The 20,928-nt window shown below is 66.9% G+C and carries 19 protein-coding genes and 1 pseudogene; 6 read left to right on the forward strand and 14 right to left on the reverse strand.

Going from position 1 to position 20,928, the window contains the following annotated elements; genetic code table 11:
- Positions 1–334: 334 nt before the first annotated feature.
- A complete protein-coding gene (locus IB255_RS01620) occupies positions 335–1,438 on the forward strand; it encodes a helix-turn-helix transcriptional regulator (RefSeq protein WP_225594637.1) in 1,104 nt (367 codons plus the stop codon).
- A gap of 124 nt (positions 1,439–1,562) precedes the next feature.
- Positions 1,563–2,450, forward strand: coding sequence for a class I SAM-dependent methyltransferase (locus IB255_RS01625; RefSeq protein ID WP_081519218.1), 888 nt, complete (start codon positions 1,563–1,565; stop codon positions 2,448–2,450).
- Here IB255_RS01625 and IB255_RS01630 read toward each other — a convergent pair whose 3' ends face one another.
- From IB255_RS01630 to IB255_RS01650, 5 genes and pseudogenes are all read right to left on the reverse strand, one after another.
- A complete protein-coding gene (locus tag IB255_RS01630) occupies positions 2,451–4,244 on the reverse strand; it encodes an ABC transporter ATP-binding protein (protein ID WP_081519217.1) in 1,794 nt (597 codons plus the stop codon).
- Positions 4,237–4,839: a DsbA family protein gene (locus IB255_RS01635; RefSeq protein ID WP_174824625.1), complete on the reverse strand. Its 603-nt coding sequence runs from the start codon at positions 4,837–4,839 to the stop codon at positions 4,237–4,239. The genes IB255_RS01630 and IB255_RS01635 overlap by 8 nt, the downstream gene beginning before the upstream one ends.
- Positions 4,840–4,875: 36 nt before the next feature.
- On the reverse strand, positions 4,876–5,811 hold the full coding sequence (locus tag IB255_RS01640; RefSeq protein WP_081519215.1) for a rhodanese-related sulfurtransferase: 936 nt from the start codon (positions 5,809–5,811) through the stop codon (positions 4,876–4,878).
- 162 nt (positions 5,812–5,973) lie between these two features.
- Positions 5,974–6,282: a BolA family protein gene (locus IB255_RS01645; RefSeq protein WP_081519214.1), complete on the reverse strand. Its 309-nt coding sequence runs from the start codon at positions 6,280–6,282 to the stop codon at positions 5,974–5,976.
- Between the two features lie 60 nt (positions 6,283–6,342).
- Positions 6,343–6,901 (reverse strand): annotated as a pseudogene (locus IB255_RS01650) (DUF2059 domain-containing protein).
- 121 nt (positions 6,902–7,022) lie between these two features.
- Here IB255_RS01650 and IB255_RS01655 point away from each other — a divergent pair.
- The 4 genes from IB255_RS01655 to aqpZ all read left to right on the forward strand — a co-directional run bounded on the left by IB255_RS01655 (position 7,023) and on the right by aqpZ (position 11,026).
- Positions 7,023–8,036: a DUF2804 domain-containing protein gene (locus IB255_RS01655; protein WP_081519213.1), complete on the forward strand. Its 1,014-nt coding sequence runs from the start codon at positions 7,023–7,025 to the stop codon at positions 8,034–8,036.
- A gap of 135 nt (positions 8,037–8,171) precedes the next feature.
- A complete protein-coding gene (locus IB255_RS01660) occupies positions 8,172–9,566 on the forward strand; it encodes a class II fumarate hydratase (RefSeq protein ID WP_081519212.1) in 1,395 nt (464 codons plus the stop codon).
- Positions 9,559–10,182, forward strand: a complete 624-nt coding sequence (locus IB255_RS01665) for an NAD(P)H-dependent oxidoreductase (RefSeq protein WP_081519211.1) — start codon at positions 9,559–9,561, stop codon at positions 10,180–10,182. The genes IB255_RS01660 and IB255_RS01665 overlap by 8 nt, the downstream gene beginning before the upstream one ends.
- A gap of 160 nt (positions 10,183–10,342) precedes the next feature.
- Positions 10,343–11,026, forward strand: a complete 684-nt coding sequence (gene aqpZ, locus IB255_RS01670; protein WP_081519210.1) for an aquaporin Z — start codon at positions 10,343–10,345, stop codon at positions 11,024–11,026.
- A gap of 232 nt (positions 11,027–11,258) precedes the next feature.
- Here the strand turns inward: aqpZ and IB255_RS01675 are convergent, their stop codons facing one another.
- The 9 genes from IB255_RS01675 to ssuD all read right to left on the reverse strand — a co-directional run bounded on the left by IB255_RS01675 (position 11,259) and on the right by ssuD (position 20,859).
- Positions 11,259–13,817, reverse strand: a complete 2,559-nt coding sequence (locus IB255_RS01675; protein ID WP_192209735.1) for a TonB-dependent receptor — start codon at positions 13,815–13,817, stop codon at positions 11,259–11,261.
- Between the two features lie 362 nt (positions 13,818–14,179).
- On the reverse strand, positions 14,180–15,130 hold the full coding sequence (locus IB255_RS01680) for a FecR family protein (protein WP_081519208.1): 951 nt from the start codon (positions 15,128–15,130) through the stop codon (positions 14,180–14,182).
- Positions 15,127–15,648: a sigma-70 family RNA polymerase sigma factor gene (locus IB255_RS01685; RefSeq protein WP_081519207.1), complete on the reverse strand. Its 522-nt coding sequence runs from the start codon at positions 15,646–15,648 to the stop codon at positions 15,127–15,129. Before IB255_RS01685 ends, IB255_RS01680 begins: the two co-directional genes overlap by 4 nt.
- Positions 15,649–15,852: 204 nt before the next feature.
- Positions 15,853–16,812 (reverse strand): DMT family transporter, encoded by a 960-nt coding sequence (locus IB255_RS01690; protein WP_081519206.1) that lies wholly within the window; start codon positions 16,810–16,812, stop codon positions 15,853–15,855.
- 93 nt (positions 16,813–16,905) lie between these two features.
- Positions 16,906–17,325, reverse strand: coding sequence for an MAPEG family protein (locus IB255_RS01695; RefSeq protein ID WP_081519205.1), 420 nt, complete (start codon positions 17,323–17,325; stop codon positions 16,906–16,908).
- 395 nt (positions 17,326–17,720) lie between these two features.
- Entirely contained in the window at positions 17,721–17,936 is a 216-nt protein-coding gene (locus IB255_RS01700) for a TOBE domain-containing protein (RefSeq protein WP_017517652.1), read from the reverse strand.
- A gap of 39 nt (positions 17,937–17,975) precedes the next feature.
- A complete protein-coding gene (gene ssuB, locus IB255_RS01705) occupies positions 17,976–18,803 on the reverse strand; it encodes an aliphatic sulfonates ABC transporter ATP-binding protein (RefSeq protein ID WP_081519204.1) in 828 nt (275 codons plus the stop codon).
- On the reverse strand, positions 18,800–19,588 hold the full coding sequence (gene ssuC / locus IB255_RS01710) for an aliphatic sulfonate ABC transporter permease SsuC (RefSeq protein ID WP_081519203.1): 789 nt from the start codon (positions 19,586–19,588) through the stop codon (positions 18,800–18,802). Before ssuC ends, ssuB begins: the two co-directional genes overlap by 4 nt.
- A 107-nt stretch (positions 19,589–19,695) precedes the next feature.
- Positions 19,696–20,859, reverse strand: coding sequence for an FMNH2-dependent alkanesulfonate monooxygenase (gene ssuD, locus IB255_RS01715; RefSeq protein ID WP_081519202.1), 1,164 nt, complete (start codon positions 20,857–20,859; stop codon positions 19,696–19,698).
- Positions 20,860–20,928 lie beyond the last annotated feature (69 nt).

A 20,928-nucleotide genomic window follows, 5' to 3' on the forward strand; every position in this document is an offset into this window, starting at 1 on the left:
CGCAGGGGTAGTGACGGCTCACCCCGGGACTTTTCTGTCAGGCCGCCCCTTTTCTTAACTTCTAGCCGATCGCGGGAAATCCTCAAACTGTCTGCATGAGCTTGGCGGTCCGGATTCCAGCCGTCCGGCGGAAAAGTGCCAATTCGTTGTGTGAAATGCCTTCCGTCGCCATCCCACGATTCATCCGAAGCAGGCCGATTAGTGGCCTTGCGACACTCAAGGCCATGTGCCATACCTCGATCGTGCAATCTGCAAAGTGCAATCTGCACGGTGAGCGAGCACGTTGAAAGCGCACGGCGAACAGTGCGATCCGCAAGCAACGGATGGAGCGGCCATGCCACGGCGGGATATGGACAGGCGGTACGACCGGCTGGTGGGGCTGACCTACGAGTGCGTACTCGACGAAGCCAACTGGCTGCCGCTGCTCACCGAGCTGATCTCAGCCAGCGGCCGCCAGCAGGGTGCCCTGTTGTTCTGGGACCAGACCGAGAGCGGCGCGCTGGCCAGCGAGATCAACCTCTGCGACCCCGGCGCCATCGAGACCTACAACCGCGAGTTCTGCACCATCGATCCGTCCAAGGGCTTCATGCTCCACCGCCCGGTCGGCCAGTGGTACCACGACCGCGAGGAATACGGCCCGCAGCGCATGGCCCGCGACCCGTACTACCAGGAATTCCAGCGCCCCAACGGCATGCACAACGTGTCGTGCCTGAAACTCAACGAGCAGGCCAACTCCGGCGTCTACCTGTCGGTGCTGACCAGCCTCGGCGCGCGCTACCCCACCCCGCAGGAACAGACCCTGCTGACCCGCCTGAGCGAGCACCTGACCCGCGCCGCGCGGATGTTCGGGCGTATCGACGAGATGCGCCAGCAACTGGCCCACCGCGACCTGCTGCTGGACCAGCACCCCACGCCGCTGTGGCTGCTCGAAGGCAACGCCCGCGTGCTGTACGCCAACCAGGCCGCTCAGCAGCGACTCGGTCTGCGCGGCGGGCTGTTCCATGAGGTATTCGGCCGCCTGCACTGCCGCCAGCACGACGCGAAACTCCAGGCCCTGGTACGCCAGGCCGCGCCCCGCGCCGACAAGGGCAACGCCGGCTGGCTGCCGCTGGGCGATGGCAGCGGGCAGGAACTGCTGGTCACCCCGGTGCCCGCCGAGGCCAGCTTCAACCAGCCCTTCCAGCGCCCCCTGGTGCTGTTGGCGCTGCTCGACGCACACCGCCAGAGCCGCCTGCTGGGCGAACTGTTCGGCCTCACCCCGGCCGAGCAGCGCCTGGGCGACCTGCTGGTCCGCGGGCTGACGCCCGAACAGTGCGCCGACCAACTCGGCACTTCGATCAATACGGTGCGCAGCCAACTGCGTGCGTTGTTCCGCAAGACCCACACCAGCCGCCAGGCCGAACTGGTCAGCCTGCTGGTGCGGCTCGGGCAGCGCTGAATTTTCGCGGCCGTCATTCATTCAGATGATGGCCCGGGGCCAAGTGCCCCCTAAGGTGTTGGACGGATCACCGGCAAGGCCGGTGGCGCTTTCTCATCACTGAGCGGTATCCCAGGTGGACGGCATGGACAACGGCACCCAGCAGAATCCGAACTCGCTAACCGAAGCTATCGAGCAACTCGAACAGCAGCTGCGTCACCTCAGGGACGACGAGACCGACCTGCTGGCGCTCGCCACCGGCAGCGCGCCGCCGGCCGTGGCCCCGCGCGTGGTGCCCTTCCCCCGGCGCCGCGAACGGCCGATGGGTGAAGGCGCCGGCAACGCGGTGCTGATGGACTACCTCTACGGTATCGACAGCACCCTGCGTTCGCTGCTGCCCGATGGGCCGACCGAAGAGTTGTTCCGCTACGCCAGTTCCGCTCCCGCCTCCCGCGCACTGCGCTCGCGCCGCCAGTTGCTGGCGCGCGAGATCGACCGCTGCTGCCAACAGCTCAGCGGCCAGGCGCGCATTCTCTGTGTGGGCTGCGGACACCTGCGCGAGGCCGAGTTGGCGCGCTCGCTGCGCCATGGCCAGTTCCGCCAGTTCACCGCGCTGGATGCGCAGGCGCTGTCCCTGCAGACGGTGGAGGCCAGCTATGCCGCGCTCGGCGTGCAGACGCAGCAATGCAACCTGGACGACCTGTTCTACGGGCGCCAGGACCTCTGCCATTTCGACCTGATCTACTCGCCGGGCCTCTACGAGGTGCTGGACGACAACGACGCCCGCGACCTGACCCGCAACCTGTTCGCCCGCCTACTGCCCGGCGGGCGCCTGCTGATGGGCAACTTCCTCCCCGGCGTGCCGGACATCGCCTACCTCGAAGGCCTGCTGGACTGGCGCCCGCACTACCGCAGCGATGCCTGCCTGCTCGACCTGCTGCTGGGCATTCCCTACAACGACATCGGCAGCGCGCGGGTCTTCCACGACATGGGTAACTGCGTGGCCTTCCTCGAAGTCACCCGCTACGGCTGATCAGCCCTGCTGCAGGTGTCCGTACAGGCGCGCATAGAGCCCGCCTTCAGCGATGAGTTGCTGGTGGTCGCCGTCTTCGGCGATGCGCCCGCCGTCGAACACCAGCACGCGGTCGGCCTGTTTCACCGCGGACAGGCGGTGGGCGATGATCAGCGTGGTGCGCCCTTCGAGGAAGCGCTCCAGCGCCTGGTGCAGGGCGTACTCGGTGGCGGCGTCCAGGGCGGAAGTGGCCTCGTCGAGTATCACCACCCTCGGTTCGGCGAGCACCATGCGGGCAATTGCCAGGCGTTGCCGCTGGCCACCGGAGAGACGCACGCCGGAGCGCCCGACCACGCTGTCCAGGCCCTGCGGCAGGGCGCGGATGGTGTCCGCCAACTGCGCTACTTCCAGCGCGCGCCAGCAGGCTTCGTCACCGCGCTCGCGGCCCATGGTCAGGTTGGCGCGCACGGTGTCGTTGAACAGCGCGGGATGTTGCAGCACGACCGCGACATGTTCGCGCACGCAATCCAGACCGATCTCCTCCAGCGCCGCACCGCCGTAGCGGATGCTGCCGGACTGCGGCTGGTAGAGGCCCAGCAACAGTTGCACCAGGGTGCTCTTGCCGCCGCCACTGGCACCGACGATGGCGACTTTCTCGCCGGGAGCGATATCCAGGTCGAGGCCGTCCAGCACCAGTTCGTCGCGGTAGGCGAAGCTCAGGTCGCGCACCTGGATGCCGACGCTGGTCTGCCCGGCAAACGGATCGCGGCGGTGCTGGTAATGCGGCTCATCGGAGCGCGCCAGCAGCTCGTTGATGCGGGTCAGCGCGCCCCCGGCGGCGTAGTAGGCGTACTGCAGGCTGAGCAGCTGTTCCACCGGGCCGATCATGAACCAGAGGTAGCTGAACACCGCGAGCATCTGGCCGATGGACAGGTCGGAGAACAGCACGGTGAGCATGGCCGCGGCGCGGAACAGGTCGATGCCGAACTGGAACAGCAGCCCGCTGGCGCGCCCGGCGGCGTCGCTCCTCCACTGCGAGGCAACGGCGTAGTCGCGCACTTCGCGAGCGCGCACGCCGAGACGTCCGAGGAAGAAGCCCTGGCGATTGCCGGCGCGCACTTCCTGGATGGCTTCGAGGGTTTCGGTCAGCGCCTGGGTGAAGCGCGAGGTGCTGTCGTTCTCCAGCTTCTTCAGGTGCTTAACGCGCTTGCCCAACTGCACCGTGGCGAAGATCACCAGCGGGTTGAACAGCAGGATCAGCAGCGCCAGCTTCCAGTGCATCCAGATCAGGATGCCGGCGGTGCCGCAGAGCGTCAGCAGTGCAACCAGGAAGCGGCTCAGGGTGTCGCCGACGAACTTGTCGAGGGTGTCGAGATCGGTCACCAGGTGCGCGCTGACCGAGCCGCCGCCGAGGGTCTCGTACTCGCCCAGGGCGATGCGTTTCAGGCGTTCGATCAGGCGCAGACGGATGCGGTACACCACGTCCTTGGACAACCGCGCGAACAACTTGGCCTGCAGCACGTTGAACACCAGCGCGCAGCTGCGCAGCACCAGGGTCACCAGCAGCATCAGGCCGATGTAGCCGACCGGCTTGTGCCAGCCCGCGGGCAGCCAGTGGTTCATCACCTGCAGGGCGGCGTCGCCCTTGCCCAGCAGCACTTCGTCCACCAGCAGCGGCAACAGCAGCGGGATCGGCACGCTGCAGGCGGTGGCCAGCACGGCGACCAGGTTGGCCAGCAGCAGGGCCTTGCGATGACGGAAAGCGAGCCGGCGAATCTCCGCCCAGCTCAGGCGGTCAGCGGACAGCTCAGGCATGCCGCCCGCGCTCCAGCCAGCGCTCCAGCAGCGGAGCGAGCTCGCCCAACGGCTGGTAGCCGTTGGTCAGCAGGGCCAGCTGGCCGTCGCGCTCGGCCAGCAGCGTGGGGAAGCCGGCGATGCCCAGGTCGCGGGCCCAGGAAAAGTCGGCCAGGGTGGCCAGGTGGTTGTCCTGGCTGTCGAAGGCTTCGGCGAACTCGATGCGCGGCAGGCCGACCTGCTCGGCCAGTTCGGCGAGCACGCCGGCCTGGGTGACATCGCGGCCTTCGGCGTAGAACGCCTTTTGGATTTCGCCGACCAGCGCCCAGGCGCAGTCCTCGTCCAGGCGGCGCGCGGTGACCACCGCGCGGCAGGCGGGCTCGGTGTCGTAGACGAAGCCGTCGGGCAAGGCATCTTCGAAGCGGAACGGCTGGCCGGTGGCTTCATGCACCGCGTGCCAGTGTTCGAGGATGTAGCGCTTGGTGGTCGGCTCCAGCGCGGCGCCCTGCCCCGTGCGCAGCCCACCCATCACCAGCGCCAGCGGCACACCCGCGGCGCGCGCCTGCTCCACCAACTGCCCGGCCACCGGGGCGAAGCCCCAGCACCAGGAGCACATCGGGTCCATCACGTAGAGCAGGCGGCTGGTCATGGATCAGGTCTCCGCGCGGGGATCACGGCCAATGGGGTGCGGCTGGTTGCGCTCGCGTGCCAGTTCGATCTGCTTCTGCCGCTCGCGGGCGCTGGCTCGGGTTTTCTCCGACAGCGTGTCCCAGCAGTGCGGGCAGCTGATGCCGGGAGCGTAGTGCTCGGAGGCACGATCGAGGGCCGAGATCGGGTTGCGGCAGGCATGGCACTGGTCGTAGTCACCTTCGGTCAGGTCATGGCGCACGGTCACGCGGTTGTCGAACACGAAGCAGTCACCACGCCAGAGGGTCTCGGCCTCGGGTACTTCCTCCAGGTACTTGAGGATGCCGCCCTTGAGATGGAACACCTCTTCGAAACCTTCGCTGAGCATGTAGCTCGACGCCTTCTCGCAACGGATGCCGCCGGTGCAGAACATCGCGACCTTCTTGTGTTTCGCCGGGTCGTAATGCTCGCGGATGTAGTCGGGGAATTCGCGGAACGACTTGGTCTTCGGGTCGATGGCGCCCTCGAAGGTGCCGATGGCCACTTCGTAGTCGTTGCGGGTGTCGATCAGCAGCACTTCCGGGTCGGAGATCAGCGCGTTCCAGTCCTGGGGTTCGACGTAGGTGCCGACCTTGGTGTTCGGGTCCACGCCGGGCACGCCGAGGGTGACGATTTCCTTCTTCAGCTTGACCTTGGTGCGGTAGAACGGCTGCTCGTCGCAGTAGGACTCCTTGTGGTCGACATCGGCCAGGCGCGCATCGGTGCGCAGCCAGGCGAGCAGGCCGTCGATGCCGGCGCGGGTGCCGGAAACGGTGCCGTTGATGCCTTCCTCGGCGAGCAGCAGGGTGCCCTTCACGCCGTTGTCCAGCAGGGTCTGCAGCAGCGGTTCGCGCAGGGCGACGTAGTCGGGCAGGGAGACGAACTTGTACAACGCCGCGACGACGATTCTTTCGGTGGTCATGCATCACTCCAGTGGTCGCCCGCGTAAAGGGCGGACCGGGCTTCTTTGGAATCTAAAGCTGATCGACAGCTGAAAATGACAGCGCCGGCCAAAGGCCGGCGCTGGGTGTCGCATTCTACACGGAGCGGGGCCAGGCCCGCACGCGCTTGGTCAGCTCGCCAATCAGTGATGATCGTGCTTGCTGCCGCCACGGCAGGTCGGCGAATCCGGTGCCGCGCCCTGCTGCGCCCACTCCTCGGGGGTGTAGGTGTGCATCGCCAGGGCGTGGAACTGGCTCATCAGCTCGCCGAGCGTGGCGTAGACCTTCTGATGCCGCTTCACCGCGTTCAGCCCGGCGAACGCCGGGCTGACGATCACGGCCTTGTAGTGCGTTTCCTGTCCGCGGCTGTGCATGTGGCTCTCGTCGAGCACCTCGAGGTGCTGGGGTTCGAGGGCGCTCAGGGCAGTCTGGATACGGTCACGCATGCTCATGTCGGGTCTCGCTGGCAATCAGGCAGTCAATACGGTTGGGGCAATGATACAGGCTCTGGATCAGGGCTTCTTGGCCGGAGCGGCCGGGGCCTTCACGCCCAGCTCCTTGTCCATGTCGGCCATCAGCTTGTTCACCGGCTCTACGGCGGTCTGCAGTTTGGCCTGGGTCAGCTGGGCGGATTCGGCGGTCAGGCGCGGCATCTTCTCCAGCACCTTGCGGCCCAGGGGCGAGGCGTAGAAGTCGTTCAGCTGCTTGAGCTCGGATTCGCTGAAGTTGCTGGTGTAGAGCTTGACCAGTTCGGGCTTGAGCTTGTCCCAACCCACCGCGCGGTCCAGTTCGGCGTTGGCCTTGGCCTGGTAGCGGTCGAGCACCGCCTTCTTGCTGTCCGGCGCCTTGGCCTGGGCGAAGCGCTGGGCGAGCATCTGCTGGACTTGCGCGTAGACCGGCACGGTCAGCTTGTCGGCATGGACCTGCTTGAGAAACTTCTCCGCCTCGGCGTTGGCGTCAGCCAGTGCCACGGAACTGAAGCCAACCAGAAGTGCTGCGGTGCAGAGGGAACGAAGAACGGTCATGGGGCAGTCCTGTGAGTCTGAAGGGTGTCCGGGTGGGACCCGCCATTCTGCGCCTAAGTTCGGAATGTGCTCAAGAGAGTGCCAAATGCCCTGGAAGTGACCGGCTTCTCTTGTCGTACAGTTCCCGAAACGGCATGCTGCGGCGCGTTGCCACATGGATGTGACCGATGAACACCCTCACCCACCCGCCGACGCTCGTCGCCGCGCCGCCCCTGTGCGATGCGCGCGGCCGCCTGAACAGCGCGGCCGTGGGCTGGTCGTCGCGGCCACAGACGCTCTGCCAGCTGTCCGGCAACGCCGGCCGGCGCAAGCGCTGGAACCACTGGTGCATCAACGCGCCGGGCTGGATGCTCTCGATCACCATCGCCGACCTCGACTACCTGGGCTACGGCGCCGTGTACTTCCTCGACCTGGAAACCGGACAGTCGGTGCACCGCACCCAGTTCAGCCCCTTCGGCCTGGGCTGCCACCTGCCGGACACGCCCAACCAGAGCCATCGCTTCGAGCACGGCCAGCTGTGCCTGGGCTTCGACGAACAGCCCGGCCAGCTGCGCATCACCGCCTGCGCGCCGAATCTGGGCGGCCAGCCCCTGAACCTCTCGCTGGAAGTGCAGCGCCCGGCGCACCTGGAGTCGGTCAACCTGGTGGTGCCCATGGGCGGCAAGTGCTTCCATGCCTGCAGCCGGCAGATGGGCCTGCCGATCAGCGGCAGCCTCACCCTCGGCCACAAGACCTATCGCTGCACTGACGGCCAGAGCTTCGCTGCGCTGGATTTCGGCCGGGGCGTCTGGCCGTTCAATACCCAATGGACCCGCGCCGCCTTCGCCGCGCCCGGCGGCATCGCCGGCAACTTCGGCGCCGGCTGGACGGAGAACAGCCACCTGAGCGAGAACGCCCTGTGGTTCGGCGGCGAGCTGCAAGCGCTGGACGGCCCTGTGGATATCCGCCAGGTGCCGCACGACCCGCTGTCGCCCTGGCAGCTGCGCGGCAGCGATGAGCGCGTCGACCTCACTTTTACCCCGCGCAAGCTGCACCGTGCCTGCCCGCGCCTGGGCCCGCTGTTCGCCGAGACCTGCCAGTGGTTCGGCCGCTTCGACGGCTCGCTGCGCAGCGACGAGGGCGACCTGGTGCCGGTCAATGGCGCGCTGGGCTGGGTCGGCTCCACGCACGCCCGTTGGTGACTGCCTGCTGGCGCCTGCCTGTCGCCGAGTCTCGCACGCCAGCCAAACCGCTCTATCACGGCCATTGAGCCGGAGTGGAACCCGGAAGCCCCACAGCGGCCTAAACTGGCCGAGACCCTTTTCCGGAGAAGCACCATGAGCCGCACCGAAACCGACAGCCTCGGTCCCATCGAGGTCCCCGACGATGCCTACTGGGGTGCGCAGACCCAGCGCTCGCTGCAGAACTTCGCCATCGGCGGGCAGCGCATGCCGCTGGCCGTGGTGCACGCCCTGGCGCTGATCAAGAAGGCCGCCGCCCGCGTGAATGCGCAACTGGGCGAATTGCCGGAGAACATCACCAGCCTGATCGAGGAAGCCGCCGACGAAGTGCTGGCGGGCGAGCACGATGACCAGTTCCCCCTCGTCGTCTGGCAGACCGGTAGCGGCACCCAGAGCAACATGAACGTCAACGAGGTCATCGCCGGGCGTGCCAACGAGATCGCCGGCAACGGCCGCGGCGGCAAGAAGCCGGTGCACCCCAACGACCACGTGAACCGCGCACAGAGCTCCAACGACAGCTTCCCCACCGCCATGCACATCGCCGCCGCGCAAGCGGTGCAGAACGACCTGCTGCCGGCCATCGCCGAACTCAGTGGCGGCCTCGCCCAACAGGCCGCGCGCCACGCCAACCTGGTGAAGACCGGGCGCACCCACCTGATGGACGCAACACCAGTCACCTTCGGCCAGGAGCTTTCCGCCTTCGTCGCCCAGCTGGACTACGCCGAACGCGCCCTGCGCGCGGCGCTGCCGGCGGTCTACGAACTGGCCCAGGGCGGCACCGCCGTCGGCACCGGGCTGAACGCGCCCAAGGAGTTCGCCGACGCCATCGCCGCCGAGCTGGCCGACCTCTCCGGCCTGCCCTTCGTCTCCGCGCCGAACAAGTTCGCCGCCCTCGCCGGCCATGAGCCGCTGGTGACCCTAGCCGGCGCCATGAAGACCCTCGCCGTGGCGCTGATGAAGATCGCCAACGACCTGCGTCTGCTCGGCTCCGGCCCGCGCGCGGGGTTTGCCGAGGTGAAGTTGCCAGCCAACGAGCCGGGCTCCTCGATCATGCCCGGCAAGGTCAACCCGACCCAGTGCGAGGCACTGTCGATGCTCGCCTGTCAGGTGTTCGGCAACGACGCCGCGATCACCTTCGCCGCCAGCCAGGGCCACCTGCAGCTCAACGTCTACAAGCCGGTGATCATCCACAACCTGCTCGAATCCGCGCGCCTGCTGGCCGACGGTTGCCGCAACTTCAACACCCACTGCGTCGCCGGCATGGAGCCGGACGCGGCGAAGATGCGCGAGCACCTCGACCGCGGCCTGATGCTGGTGACCGCGCTGAACCCGCACATCGGCTACGACAAGGCCGCCGAGATCGCCAAGAAGGCCTACGCCGAAGGCAAGACCCTGCGCGAAGCCGCACTGGAACTGGGCTACCTGACCGACGCCGAGTTCGACCAGTGGGTGCGCCCGGAGACCATGCTGGAGGCCGGGCAGAATGGTTGAACCGACCCGCTCCGGCGCCACCCCGATCGAGGGCGACGGCAAGCGCGTGCTGCTGGTGCTGGGTTCGCCCAAGCCCGGCGGCTTCTGCCACGCGGTGGCCGACGCCTACGCCCACGGCGCCCGCGCCAAGGGCCATGTGGTGCACACGCTCAGGCTCGGCGAGCTGAACTTCGACCCGGTGCTGCGCGGCGGCTACGAACAGAGCCAGAACCTGGAGCCGGACGTGCTCGAAGCCCAGCGGCAGATTCACTGGGCGCAGCACATCGCCTTCGTCTACCCGATCTGGTGGGGCGGCCTGCCGGCGCTCCTGCAGGGCTTCTTCGACCGCGTGCTGCAGCCGGGCTTCGCCTTCCGCTACCGCTCGCTGGAATCCCGCGAGTTCGAGCCGCTGCTGGGCGGGCGCAGCGCCGACCTGCTGGTCAGCCACGACCAGACCCACTGGCACTACCGCCTGCGCCAGGGCGCCCCGGCCCACCGGCAGATGACCCGCTGCATCCTCGCGCCCTGTGGCATCACCCTGCACCACCTGGAGGAATTCAGCCCGGTGCGCGGCTCCGGCGAGGAGCAGCGGCAAGGCTGGCTGCGCCGGGCGGAACAGCTGGGCACGCAGGTCTGAACGGCCGGCGGAGGGCGGATGGCGCGCTATCCGCCCCACCGCTGCCCCCTTCAGAAGGTATTCCCTACACCTTGGGAAATCCCCTACACCGCGCCAACCTCCCATTTCCCTAGCATGCGCAAGCCCGAATTCCGGGCTTCTCTTTGCCTCTGGAGGCAGCATGCTTCGCAAACTTTCCGCCGAAATGATCGGCACTTTCTGGCTGGTGTTCGGTGGTTGCGGCAGCGCCATCTTCGCGGCCCACGCCATTGGCGTACTGGGTGTTGCCCTGGCCTTCGGCCTGACGGTCGTGACCATGGCCTATGCCATCGGCCCGATCTCCGGCTGCCACCTCAACCCTGCCGTCACCCTCGGCCTGTGGGCCGGCGGCCGCGTCCGTACCCTGGACGTCGTGCCGTACATCGTCGCCCAGGTCATTGGCGGCGTGCTCGCCGGTGCCGTGCTGTTCTACATCGCTTCCGGCAAGCCGGGCTTCGACGCACTGGCGGGCTTTGCCGCCAACGGCTTCGGTGAAGGCTCGCCCACCGGCTACAGCATGCAGTCCGCGCTGGCCATCGAAGTGCTGCTGACCGCGTTCTTCCTGTTCGTGATCATGGGCGCCACCGACAGCAAGCTGGCCCCGGCCGGTTTCGCGCCGATCGCCATCGGCCTGACGCTGACCCTGATCCACCTGATCAGCATCCCGATCGACAACACCTCGGTGAACCCGGCGCGCAGCCTTGGCGTGGCGCTGTTTGCCGACCCGCTGTTCATGAAGCAGCTGTGGCTGTTCTGGGTCGGCCCGCTGGTGGGCGGTGTGATCGGTGCACTGGTCTATCGCGTGGTGCGTCCGACCTCTGCCTGATTCACCCTGCATTGCCGTTACGAAACGGGCGCCTTCGGGCGCCCGTTTTCGTTGGTATGCAGGTAGGGCGCATAACGCCCCCCAGCGTTATCCGCCATCGTCGCAGCCGGTGTAGAAAGCGTTCCGTTTTATGCGCCCTACAGGTATCGGGCATCGAGTATCTCTGTAGGAGCGGGCCATGCCCGCGATCGCGAGCATGGCTCGCTCCTACAGGTGTCCCGCGAGGGAGACTTCAGAAGTACTGGGTGAGGCTGAACTTGGCGTTGCGGCCCTGGCTGTACACGCTGTCGCCGGCCAGCGCGGGGTGGTAATCGCGGTTGAACAGGTTGTCCACGGTGAAGTTCAGCTCGGTGTTCTCCAGGCCCAGACGGCGCGGCTTCCAACTGGCGAACACGCGGTGGGTGTCGTAACTGTCATTCACTGTCTGGTCCCAGAAGATGTCGCCGACGCTGGTGCCCATGCCGCCGGAATACTTGTCGCTGGGCAGGCGGTCGGTCTTGCGGACGAACTCACCCTGCCAGCCGACCTGCGCATCCCACGCCGGGATCTTGGTGCCCAGGGTAGCGACCCACTTGGCCGGCGGCACGTCGCGCGCCCACACGTTGGGGCCCCAGGGGTTGCTGTAGGCGCCGTCGTGCTTGCCGGTCACCCACGAATACGACAGCCCGCCGAACAGCCAGGGGCTGTCGTAGAAGCTCTCGACCTCGAAGCCCTTGTAGGTCACGCCCGGCAGGTTGCGGTAGTTGGACAACGGCAGGTAGTCGCCGCAGCTGCCGGAGATGGTGCCGTTGTCGATGGCCTGCTGCTCGCAGCCGACGCTGCGGGTGCGGAAGATCTCGTCCTTGATCTTGTTCTGGAACAGCGTGGTGCGCACCTGCAGGTTGTCGCCGTTGATGAACAGGTCCGGCAGGTTGACCAGCGAACCGAAGCGCAGCGCGTGGATGCGCTCGGGGTCCAGGTCACGGCTGGTGGCGCTGACCGTGCTGCTGTTCTGCACCTCGTACATTTCGTCGATCACCGGCGCGCGCCAGGTGCGGCTGTAGTCGGCGAAGAAGCCCAGGCGCTCGGTGGCGGTCCAGAACAGCGACAGGCGCGGCGACCAGCCGCTGTAGGTCTGCGAGCTGTAGTCATGGCCCTGCGCGGCGTTGTTGTAGAGCGGCGCGTCGTTGTCCTTGCCCTGGTTGCGCACGTGGTCGAAGCGCAGCGACGGGGTGATGGTCACGCTGCCCAGGGTCAGCGCGTCCTGGATGTAGGCGCTGTTGGTGTTCTGCTTGCCGCTGGGCATGAAGGTCGGCTGGAAGTGGCCGTAGTTGTAGCGCGCGGTATCGTAGGTGGAGCCGGGGATGTACATGTCGGTGGTGCGGGTGTGGCGGTGGAACTGCGTGCCGATGGTGAACGCGTGCTGCACCGGGCCGGTGGCGAACAGGCTGGTGTTGCGCAGCTCAAGCACCTTGTCCTTGTAGTCGGTGTCCATCTTGCGGCCACCGGTGGAGACCTGGAAGAAGGCGTCCGGGTTGCGCTCGTCGGTCTGGTCGATGTGCGACTCGGAGTACTGCACCATCAGGTCGATCAGCGGGTTGTCGATGGGGTGGTATTCGTACTTGCCGGACCAGGTGGTGTCGGTGGTGTCGCGGTGCGCCAGCAGACGCTTGAGCGCATCTTCGTAGCCGTAGCGGTCGATGCTCGACTGGGTCGGCGGTGTCGGATAGGACGCCGAGGAGAACGGCGTCCAGCGGGTGCTATGCGAGCGGCTGTAGGCGAGGCTGATGTCGTTGTCGAGGTTGGGGTGCAGGTTCAGCTTGAACAACCCGGCGTCCAGGTCCTGGGCGCTGTTGGGCAGGCGGCTGGGGTTGATCGGGTAGTTGTTGTTCGGGTCGGGGATGTGCCCGGCGAGCTTGATGTCGCGGCCGTCACGGGCGGTCAGGTAGGCCAGGGCATCGACCTTGCGGTCCTCGGTTCGGCCATAGACGGCGCCGCTGTAGATTTTCTGCTGGTCGTTGGAGTGGTAGCCGTACTTGAGCATGGCGCCGACGTTCTGGTCGTCACGCAGCATGTCCGGCGCGTCCTTGGTCTCCATGTGTACGGTGCCGCCGAAGCCGCCGTTGCCGTTGTAGACCGAGTGCGGGCCCTTCTCCACCTCGATGCGCTTGATCAGTTCCGGTTCGATGAACACGGTGCCTTGCTGGTAGCGCTCGAAGCCGCTCTTGGTCGCGCCGTCGAGGGTGAAGGGCACGTCCTCGGCATCGCCCAGGCCCCAGATATTGACGGTCTGCCCGCCCGGCTTGGGCGAGCCGCCCATGGTCACGCCGGGCAGGGTCTGCAGCAGGGTGGGAATGTTGTCGGCCTGGATGCGCTCGATGTCCTTGCGGGTCAGGGTCGAGCGACCGACGCTGCTGGAGTCCACCGACAGGCCGCTGCCGACGATGGTCTGCGAGTCCAGTTCGATGGCGTTGTCGCTGAACTTGTCGACCTTGCCCGCGCGGCGCACGACGAAGCCGTCGCCGGCCTCCACCAGTTCCAGCGACGAGCCCTTGAGCAACTGCTCGAGCGCCTCGCGCATGCTGTAGCGACCACTTACCGCCGGCGCCTTGAGGCCGTCCAGCTGGGAGGCGTCGTAGAGCACCTGTACGCCGGCCTGCTGCGACAGGCTGCCGATGGATTCGCTCAGCGCCTGTGCCGGCAGGTCGACCTGCCAGTCGGCGGCGCGGCTGTACTCGGCCATCATCAGGCTGCCGAGCAGCACGGCGCAGCCCAGCGGGCGCGCGAACGGGAAGTTGAAACGAGACTGCATGCAAGGCCCTCCCCAGGGTCGAAAAGCGCTGCGCGTTTCGCAGCGAATGACGGGGAAGACCCTCATTCGAGAAAAACCCACACCTGCAAATAAAAATATTTCTCAAAAAGAATCGAATCTGGGTCGTTGGCATTTTTGCAGGAGCGAGGGGCGCCTAGCTCTTGCTCGCGAACGGGCTCCCCGGCAGCAGCGGAGCTGGGCGGGTTCGCGAGCAAGCTCGCTTCTACTAGAGACGCTGGCCGGCGGACCATCAGAGCGGTAGGGCGAATAACCTGGAACAGGTTATCCGCCGTTCCCTTTGCGGCGGATAACGCTGGCGCGTTATGCGCCCTACCTTCAGACCGGGCGCGGGAGCGGGGAAATCAGCGCGGCAGGATGACCGCGCTGCCGTCGGCCTTGCGCTGTACGCGCACATCCAGCAGCACCGGCAAGGCCGCGAGAAAATCGTCCGGACGGGCCAGGCGCACGTTGCCGGAAATGGGCTTGTCCGCCAGGCGCTGGTCACCCAGGCGGATTGGCGCGGCACGGTATTGCGACAGCTCATCCACCAGCGCACCCAGCGGCTGGTTACGGAAGGCGAGCATGCCGTCGCGCCACGCAGCGATGGCGGCAACCGGCACGCGGTCGACCTGCGCCTCCTCTGCTCCACTCGACAACCGGGCACGATCACCCGCGGTCAGCGTCTGCTCGCCCGGCGCAGCGAGCTGCGCCTGCAACGCCACTTTGCCGTGACGCACGGCGACGGTCAGGCCATCGCCCTCGCGGTGGACATCGAAGCCGGTGCCGAGCACCCGCACCCGGCTTTCGCCGGCGGTCACGCGGAAGGGCCGGTCGGCGTCATGGGTCACTTCGAAATAGGCTTCGCCGCGCAGCAATCGCACATCGCGCCAGCCCTCGGAGTAGTCCACCCGCAGTGTGGAATCCGCCGCCAGGAACACCCGCGTGCCATCGACCAGCGTGACCTCGCGCTGCTCGCCCGGCGCGGTGGACTGCACCTGCTGCGGATCGGCCAGGCGGCCGCCACTGAAGTCATTGGCCAGCAGCAACGCCGCGCAGAACACGCTGGCAGCGGCCAGCCCGCGCCAGGGCAGGCTGGAGCCGCGACGCGGCGCGATGGCGGGCCGGCGAAGCTGGTCGAGATCACTCCACAGCTGCTCGATCTCGCGGTAGGCCGATGCATGGGCCGGGTCTTCCGCCAGCCAGTCGGCGAAGGCCTGGCGCTCGCGGGCATCACAGGCGCCCGAGCGCTGGTGACTGAACCACTTGGCGGCCAGTTCGTCGATCACCTGCTGGCGCTCCTCTTGCGGCGTCATGCTTCGCCCTCTCCCTGAACGTGCCGCTTGCAGTGCAACAGCGCACTGGCGACGTGCTTCTCCACCATGCTCAGTGAAATCCCCATGCGCCGCGCCACCTCGGGCTGCGACAGGCCGTCGAACTTGTGCAGGATGAAGGCCTCACGTCGGCGGGGCGGCAGGCTGTCCAGTGCCTGGGAAAGCTGCCGCAGATAACGTTGTCGCTCGAACTGCACCACGGGTTCGCCCCCTTCGGCGGCCGGTTGCTGGTCAGTATCCGTGGCCTCTTCCGGCTCGCAGGCAAAGCGCCGGGAGCGCTGCCAGTGATCACGCAGCAGGTTGCGCGCCACCTGGAACAGGAAGGCGCGCGGCTGCTCTACCTGATGCCGCGAGGAAGACTTGAGCCATTGGGCGAAGGCGTCCTGGGCAAGGTCGGCGGCGTCCGCCGAGCTGCCCAGCTGCTTGCGCAGGAAGCGCAGCAACTCGCCGTGGAAGGAGCGATAGGCCTGGGACACCGAACGGGAGAAACGCTCATCCATCGACGCACGCCTCCCGGCGTCGCCGCCCTGCCCCACACTTGCCCGCTACCACGTCGCCCCCCAGAACCGGGGCGCTTGGCCACCGGCAACTATCGAATTACACAAATGATAATACATATCATTTGCAGAATTGAAGCCGGACGAGAACGATCGGGCGAAAACGATGGAAAGCAAAAGGCCGCCTCACGGCGGCCCTTCGGGAACTCAGACGTTGGCGATGCGCGCCTTTCGCGCCCGGTAGCTGCGCAGCAGCGAAGGCGCCAGCGCGGTGAGCGCCGAGCCACTGACCACCAGCAGCGCACCGACATAGGCCAGGCCGTTGAGGTCCTCGGGCCGCACGAACTCCGGCCACAGCGAAGCAGCCAGCGCCACCGAGGCGAAGGTCACCAGCGGCGTGATCGCCAGGGTCGCACTGACCCGCGAGGCTTCCCAGTGCGCCAGCGCCTCGGCGAAGGCGCCGTAGGCCACCAGGGTGTTCAGGCAGCAGGCCAGCAGCAGCCAGCCCTGCAGCGGGGACAGGTCCAGGGCCTCCAGCGGATGCGCCCAGGGCGTGAGCAGCGCGCCGCAGCCCAGGTAGATCACCATCATCACCTGAACCGAGGTCCACTGGGTCAGCAGCTGTTTCTGCGCGAGGCCATAGAAGGTCCAGATGAAGGCGGCGAAGACCACGATCAGCACGCCGGTGGTGTACTCGCCGAGCGAACCGAACAGCTCGGCCAGGCGCTGGTTGAAGAACAGCCCGAAGCCGAAGATCAGCACTGCCAGACCGAGCGCCTGGCCGACGCTGAAGCTCTCCTTGAAGACGAACAGGCTGCCCAGCAGCAGGAGGATCGGCGCGATCTGAATCACCAGCTGCGTGGTCCCCGGCGTGAGCAGGCGCAGGCCGATCAGGTAACAGACGTAGTTGCCGGTCAGGCCGAGGATGGCGATCAGCACCAGCCCCTTGCCGCGCTTGCCCAGCGGCGAGAAGCGCGGCAACTGGCGGGTGAAGCCCAGGTAGATGAGCAGCAGGCCACCGGACACCACCAGGCGAAACCAGGTGACGGTGATCGGGTCCATGACCTTCAGGACTTCCTTGAGCTTGATCGGCAGGATGCCCCAGAGGACGGCGGTGACCAGGGCCAGGAACAGGCCGAACTGCCAGCGGCCGGATGAAACGTGCATGAGTGCCTCGACGCGTATGCGGTCCGCCATGCTAAGTCATGGCGGTATCGCCCCATAGGAACAGTTGCGTGGTGCAACTGTTCCGGTCGCCGGTCAGATCAGGGTCGAGAGGCGCAGCAGCCACCAGATGAGGATGATCAGCTGGACGAGGAACGCGGCAAAGCGCACCCATACCGCCAGCACCGAGGTGCTGAGCAGATGCACCACCGACTGGACGATGCGCGCCACCAGCAGGGCCGGCGCCAGCGGGTCGGTGATCACTGTCTGCTGGGTGACCATGGCGTAGAGCAGCACGGCGCAGAACAGCGGCACGTTTTCCACGCAGTTGGCGTGTGCGCGCACCAGGCGCTGGCCGAAGGTGCCGGGAGTGTTGCTGCCGTCGGCGGCGAAGACGTTGACCTTCATGCGGCCGGACATCACCAGCAGGCCGCGCTGGTTAACCAGCAACAGGACCAGCAGCACGGTCCAGGCAACCAGGCCGAGCAACGCGAAGGCAGAGGGACTCAGGGACATGCGGGACTCCTTTCTCTTGTTGGTTTGAGCGGAGTCTAAGGGAAGTAGAGTAATTGCTCTATATGTTTGCCGCCGCGCCGCGCAGGGTCTTGCAGGAGCAACCGTGTTTCGCCGGAAAATCCGTGCAAGTGCATTCCCCCTCACCCCAGCCCTCTCCCTGAGGGAGAGGGGGTAGATCGTGCCGGCTGGAGCTGCAGTTTCATCCTGCACCGAACGGTCCCCTCTCCCTTCAGGGAGAGGGTTAGGGAGAGGGCAAATGCCACCGGCCGGCTCGGAGCTGCCGCGAATCGATCGCGGACGGAGTCCGCTCCTACGCACGCCGGACAGATCGTCGGTCGGCACAAAAGAAAACGGGCAGCCCGTCGCCGGACTGCCCGCCTCTTCCAGCGCCGCACTCACAGCTTGGCGATGGAGACCTCGGTGGATTTCACGAAGGCGATCACTTCGCTGCCGATGGCCAGTTCCAGCTCCTTCACGGAACGCGTGGTGATCACCGAAGTGACGATGCCGGCAGCGGTCTGCACGTCGATTTCCGACAGCACATCGCCTTCGACGATTTCCTTGATGGTGCCCTTGAACTGGTTGCGGACGTTGATGGCTTTGATGGTCATGGCGTAGCTCCTTGGGAGAATAGGGATTTCACTGTGGGTTCAAAGCGCCCAGCGCAGTTGCGTGGGCAGTGGGGAAACGGGTTCCGGTTCGGGCGGCTGGGCCGGCAGCGACAGCACGCGTTCGAGCACTTCGGCTTCCAGCGCGGCGAGCCTCGCCGAGCCACGGGCACGCGGCCGGTGCAGCTCGACGTTGAGGTCCAGGCCAATCTCGCCGTCCTCGATGAGGATCACCCGGTCGGCGATGGCCACGGCCTCGCTGACGTCGTGGGTGACCAGCAGCACGGTGAAGCCATGCTGCTGCCAGAGGTTCTCGATCAGCTGCTGCATCTCGATGCGGGTCAGGGCATCCAGCGCACCCAGCGGCTCATCGAGCAGCAGCAGGCGCGGCTGGTGGATCAGCGCGCGGGCCAGGGCCACGCGTTGCTTCTGGCCGCCGGACAAGCCCGCCGGCCACTCGTTGGCGCGGTCGGACAGCCCCACCGCCGCCAGCGCATCCAGCGCCTTCGGACGCCAGTCGCCCTTCAGGCCCAGGCCGACGTTGTCGATCACCCGCTTCCAGGGCAGCAGGCGCGAGTCCTGGAACATCAGGCGAGTCTCTTCGCGGGCGCTTTCCAGCGGCGCGGAGCCGGCCAGCAACTGGCCGTCACTGGCCTCATCGAGCCCGGCCAGCAGGCGCAGCAGGGTGCTCTTGCCGCAGCCGCTGCGGCCGACGATGGCGACGAACTGGCCAGCCGGAATCCGCAGGTCGATGCCCTTGAGCACCTCGCGGTCGCCGAAGCGCTTGCGCACGTTCTCCAGCGCCAGCGGGATGCCTTTCTTGAGTTGCTGCGGCAGCTGCTTTTGAGACAAAGGGTTGACTGCGTTCATGCCGCACCTCCCTTGACCTGATAGGCCGGGTGCCAGCGCAACCAGACGCGTTCCAGGCCGCGGGCGGCGAGGTCGGCGAGCTTGCCGAGCACGGCATAGAGCAGGATCGCCAGCACCACCACGTCGGTCTGCAGGAACTCCCGGGCGTTCATCGCCAGGTAGCCGATACCGGAGTTGGCGGAGATGGTTTCGGCGACGATCAGCGTCAGCCACATGAAGCCCAGGGCGAAGCGCACGCCCACCAGGATCGAGGGCAGCGCGCCCGGCAGGATCACCTGGCGGAACAGCGCGAAGCCGGACAGCCCGTAGCTGCGCGACATTTCCAGCAGCCCCGGATCGATGTTGCGGATGCCGTGGTAGGTGTTGAGGTAGATCGGGAACAGCGTGCCCAGGGCGACCAGGAAGATCTTCGCCGACTCGTCGATGCCGAACCACAGGATCACCAGCGGGATCAGCGCCAGGTGCGGCACGTTGCGGATCATCTGCACCGAGCTGTCGAGGAAGCGCTCGCCCCATTGCGACAGGCCGGTGATCAGCCCCAGCACCAGACCGATGCTGCCGCCGATGACGAAGCCGACGGCGGCGCGCCAGGTGCTGATCGCCAGGTGCTGCCAGAGCTCGCCGCTGACCACCAGGTGGTAGCCGGCCTCGGCCACGGCGCTGGGCGCGGGGAGGATGCGGCTGGACAGCCAGCCGAATTCCACCGCCAGCTGCCAGATGACCACCAGGCCCACCGGCAGGGCCCAGGGCGCGAGGCGCTGGGCAAGGTTGTTGGTAACGCTCATCTCATCTCTCCGGATTCTTCGATCGTAGGGCGCATGAAGCGGAACGCTTCATCCGCCGTTCGGGATCGACGGCGGATAACGCTGCGCGTTATTCGCCCTACGTTTGCTCAGCTCGCTGCAGCCGCCTTGGGCAGCTTTCTAGGAGGTAGAGAATCGTTTGCCACCATCTCGCCGAACGGGCTGACGTAGCCACGCGCCTGCGGTGCCTGTGCCTGAGCCAGTTCCAGATGCGGGAAGAGCAGTTCGGCGACCCGGTAGGACTCTTCCAGGTGCGGGTAGCCGGAGAAGATGAAGGTGTCGATGCCCAGCTCCGCGTATTCCTTCACGCGCGCCGCGACCGTCGGGCCGTCGCCGACCAGCGCGGTGCCGGCGCCGCCACGTACCAGGCCGACACCGGCCCAGAGGTTGGGGCTGACTTCCAGGTTGTCCCTGTTGCCGCCGTGCAGGGCAGCCATGCGCTGCTGGCCGACGGAATCGAAGCGCGCCAGCGAGGCCTGAGCGCGGGCGATGGTCTCGTCGTCCAGGTGGGAGATCAGGCGATCGGCGGCCTGCCAGGCTTCCTCGTTGGTCTCGCGGACGATCACGTGCAGGCGGATGCCGAAGCGCACGCTGCGGCCTTGCCTGGCGGCCTTCTCGCGCACCTGGGCGATCTTCTCGGCGACGGCGGCGGGCGGCTCACCCCAGGTCAGGTACAGCTCGACCTGCTCAGCGGCGAGGTCCTGGGCGGCATCGGAAGAGCCACCGAAATACAGCGGCGGACGCGGCTGCTGGATCGGCGGATAGAGCAGCTTGGCGCCCTTCACCTGCAGGTGCTTGCCGTCGTAGTCGACGGTCTCGCCTTCCAGCACGCGGCGCCAGATGCGGGTGAACTCGACCGAGGCTTCGTAGCGTTCGGCGTGGCTCAGGTGCAGGCCGTCACCGGCCAGTTCGTCCGGGTCGCCGCCGGTGACCAGGTTGAACAGCGCGCGCCCGCCGGAGAGCCGGTCGAGGGTTGCGGCCTGGCGGGCGGCCACGGTCGGGGAAATGATGCCCGGGCGCAGGGCGACCAGGAATTTCAGGCGCTGGGTCACCGGGATCAGCGAGGCGGCGACCAGCCAGGAGTCCTCGCAGGAGCGGCCGGTGGGGATCAGCACGCCGCCGAAACCGAGGCGGTCGGCGGCCTGGGCGACCTGTTGCAGATAACCATGGTCCACGGCGCGGGCCCCTTCGGCGGTGCCCAGGTAGTGGCCGTCGCCGTGGGTCGGCAGGAACCAGAAGATGTTGAGACTCATCGCAGTAACTCCAGATAAGCGCGCCGGCGTGGCGTAGCCGCGCGATGATGGGATTGGGGTATTTCGTGT

The organism is Pseudomonas sp. PDM22 (assembly GCF_014851965.1).
Classification (GTDB): domain Bacteria; phylum Pseudomonadota; class Gammaproteobacteria; order Pseudomonadales; family Pseudomonadaceae; genus Pseudomonas.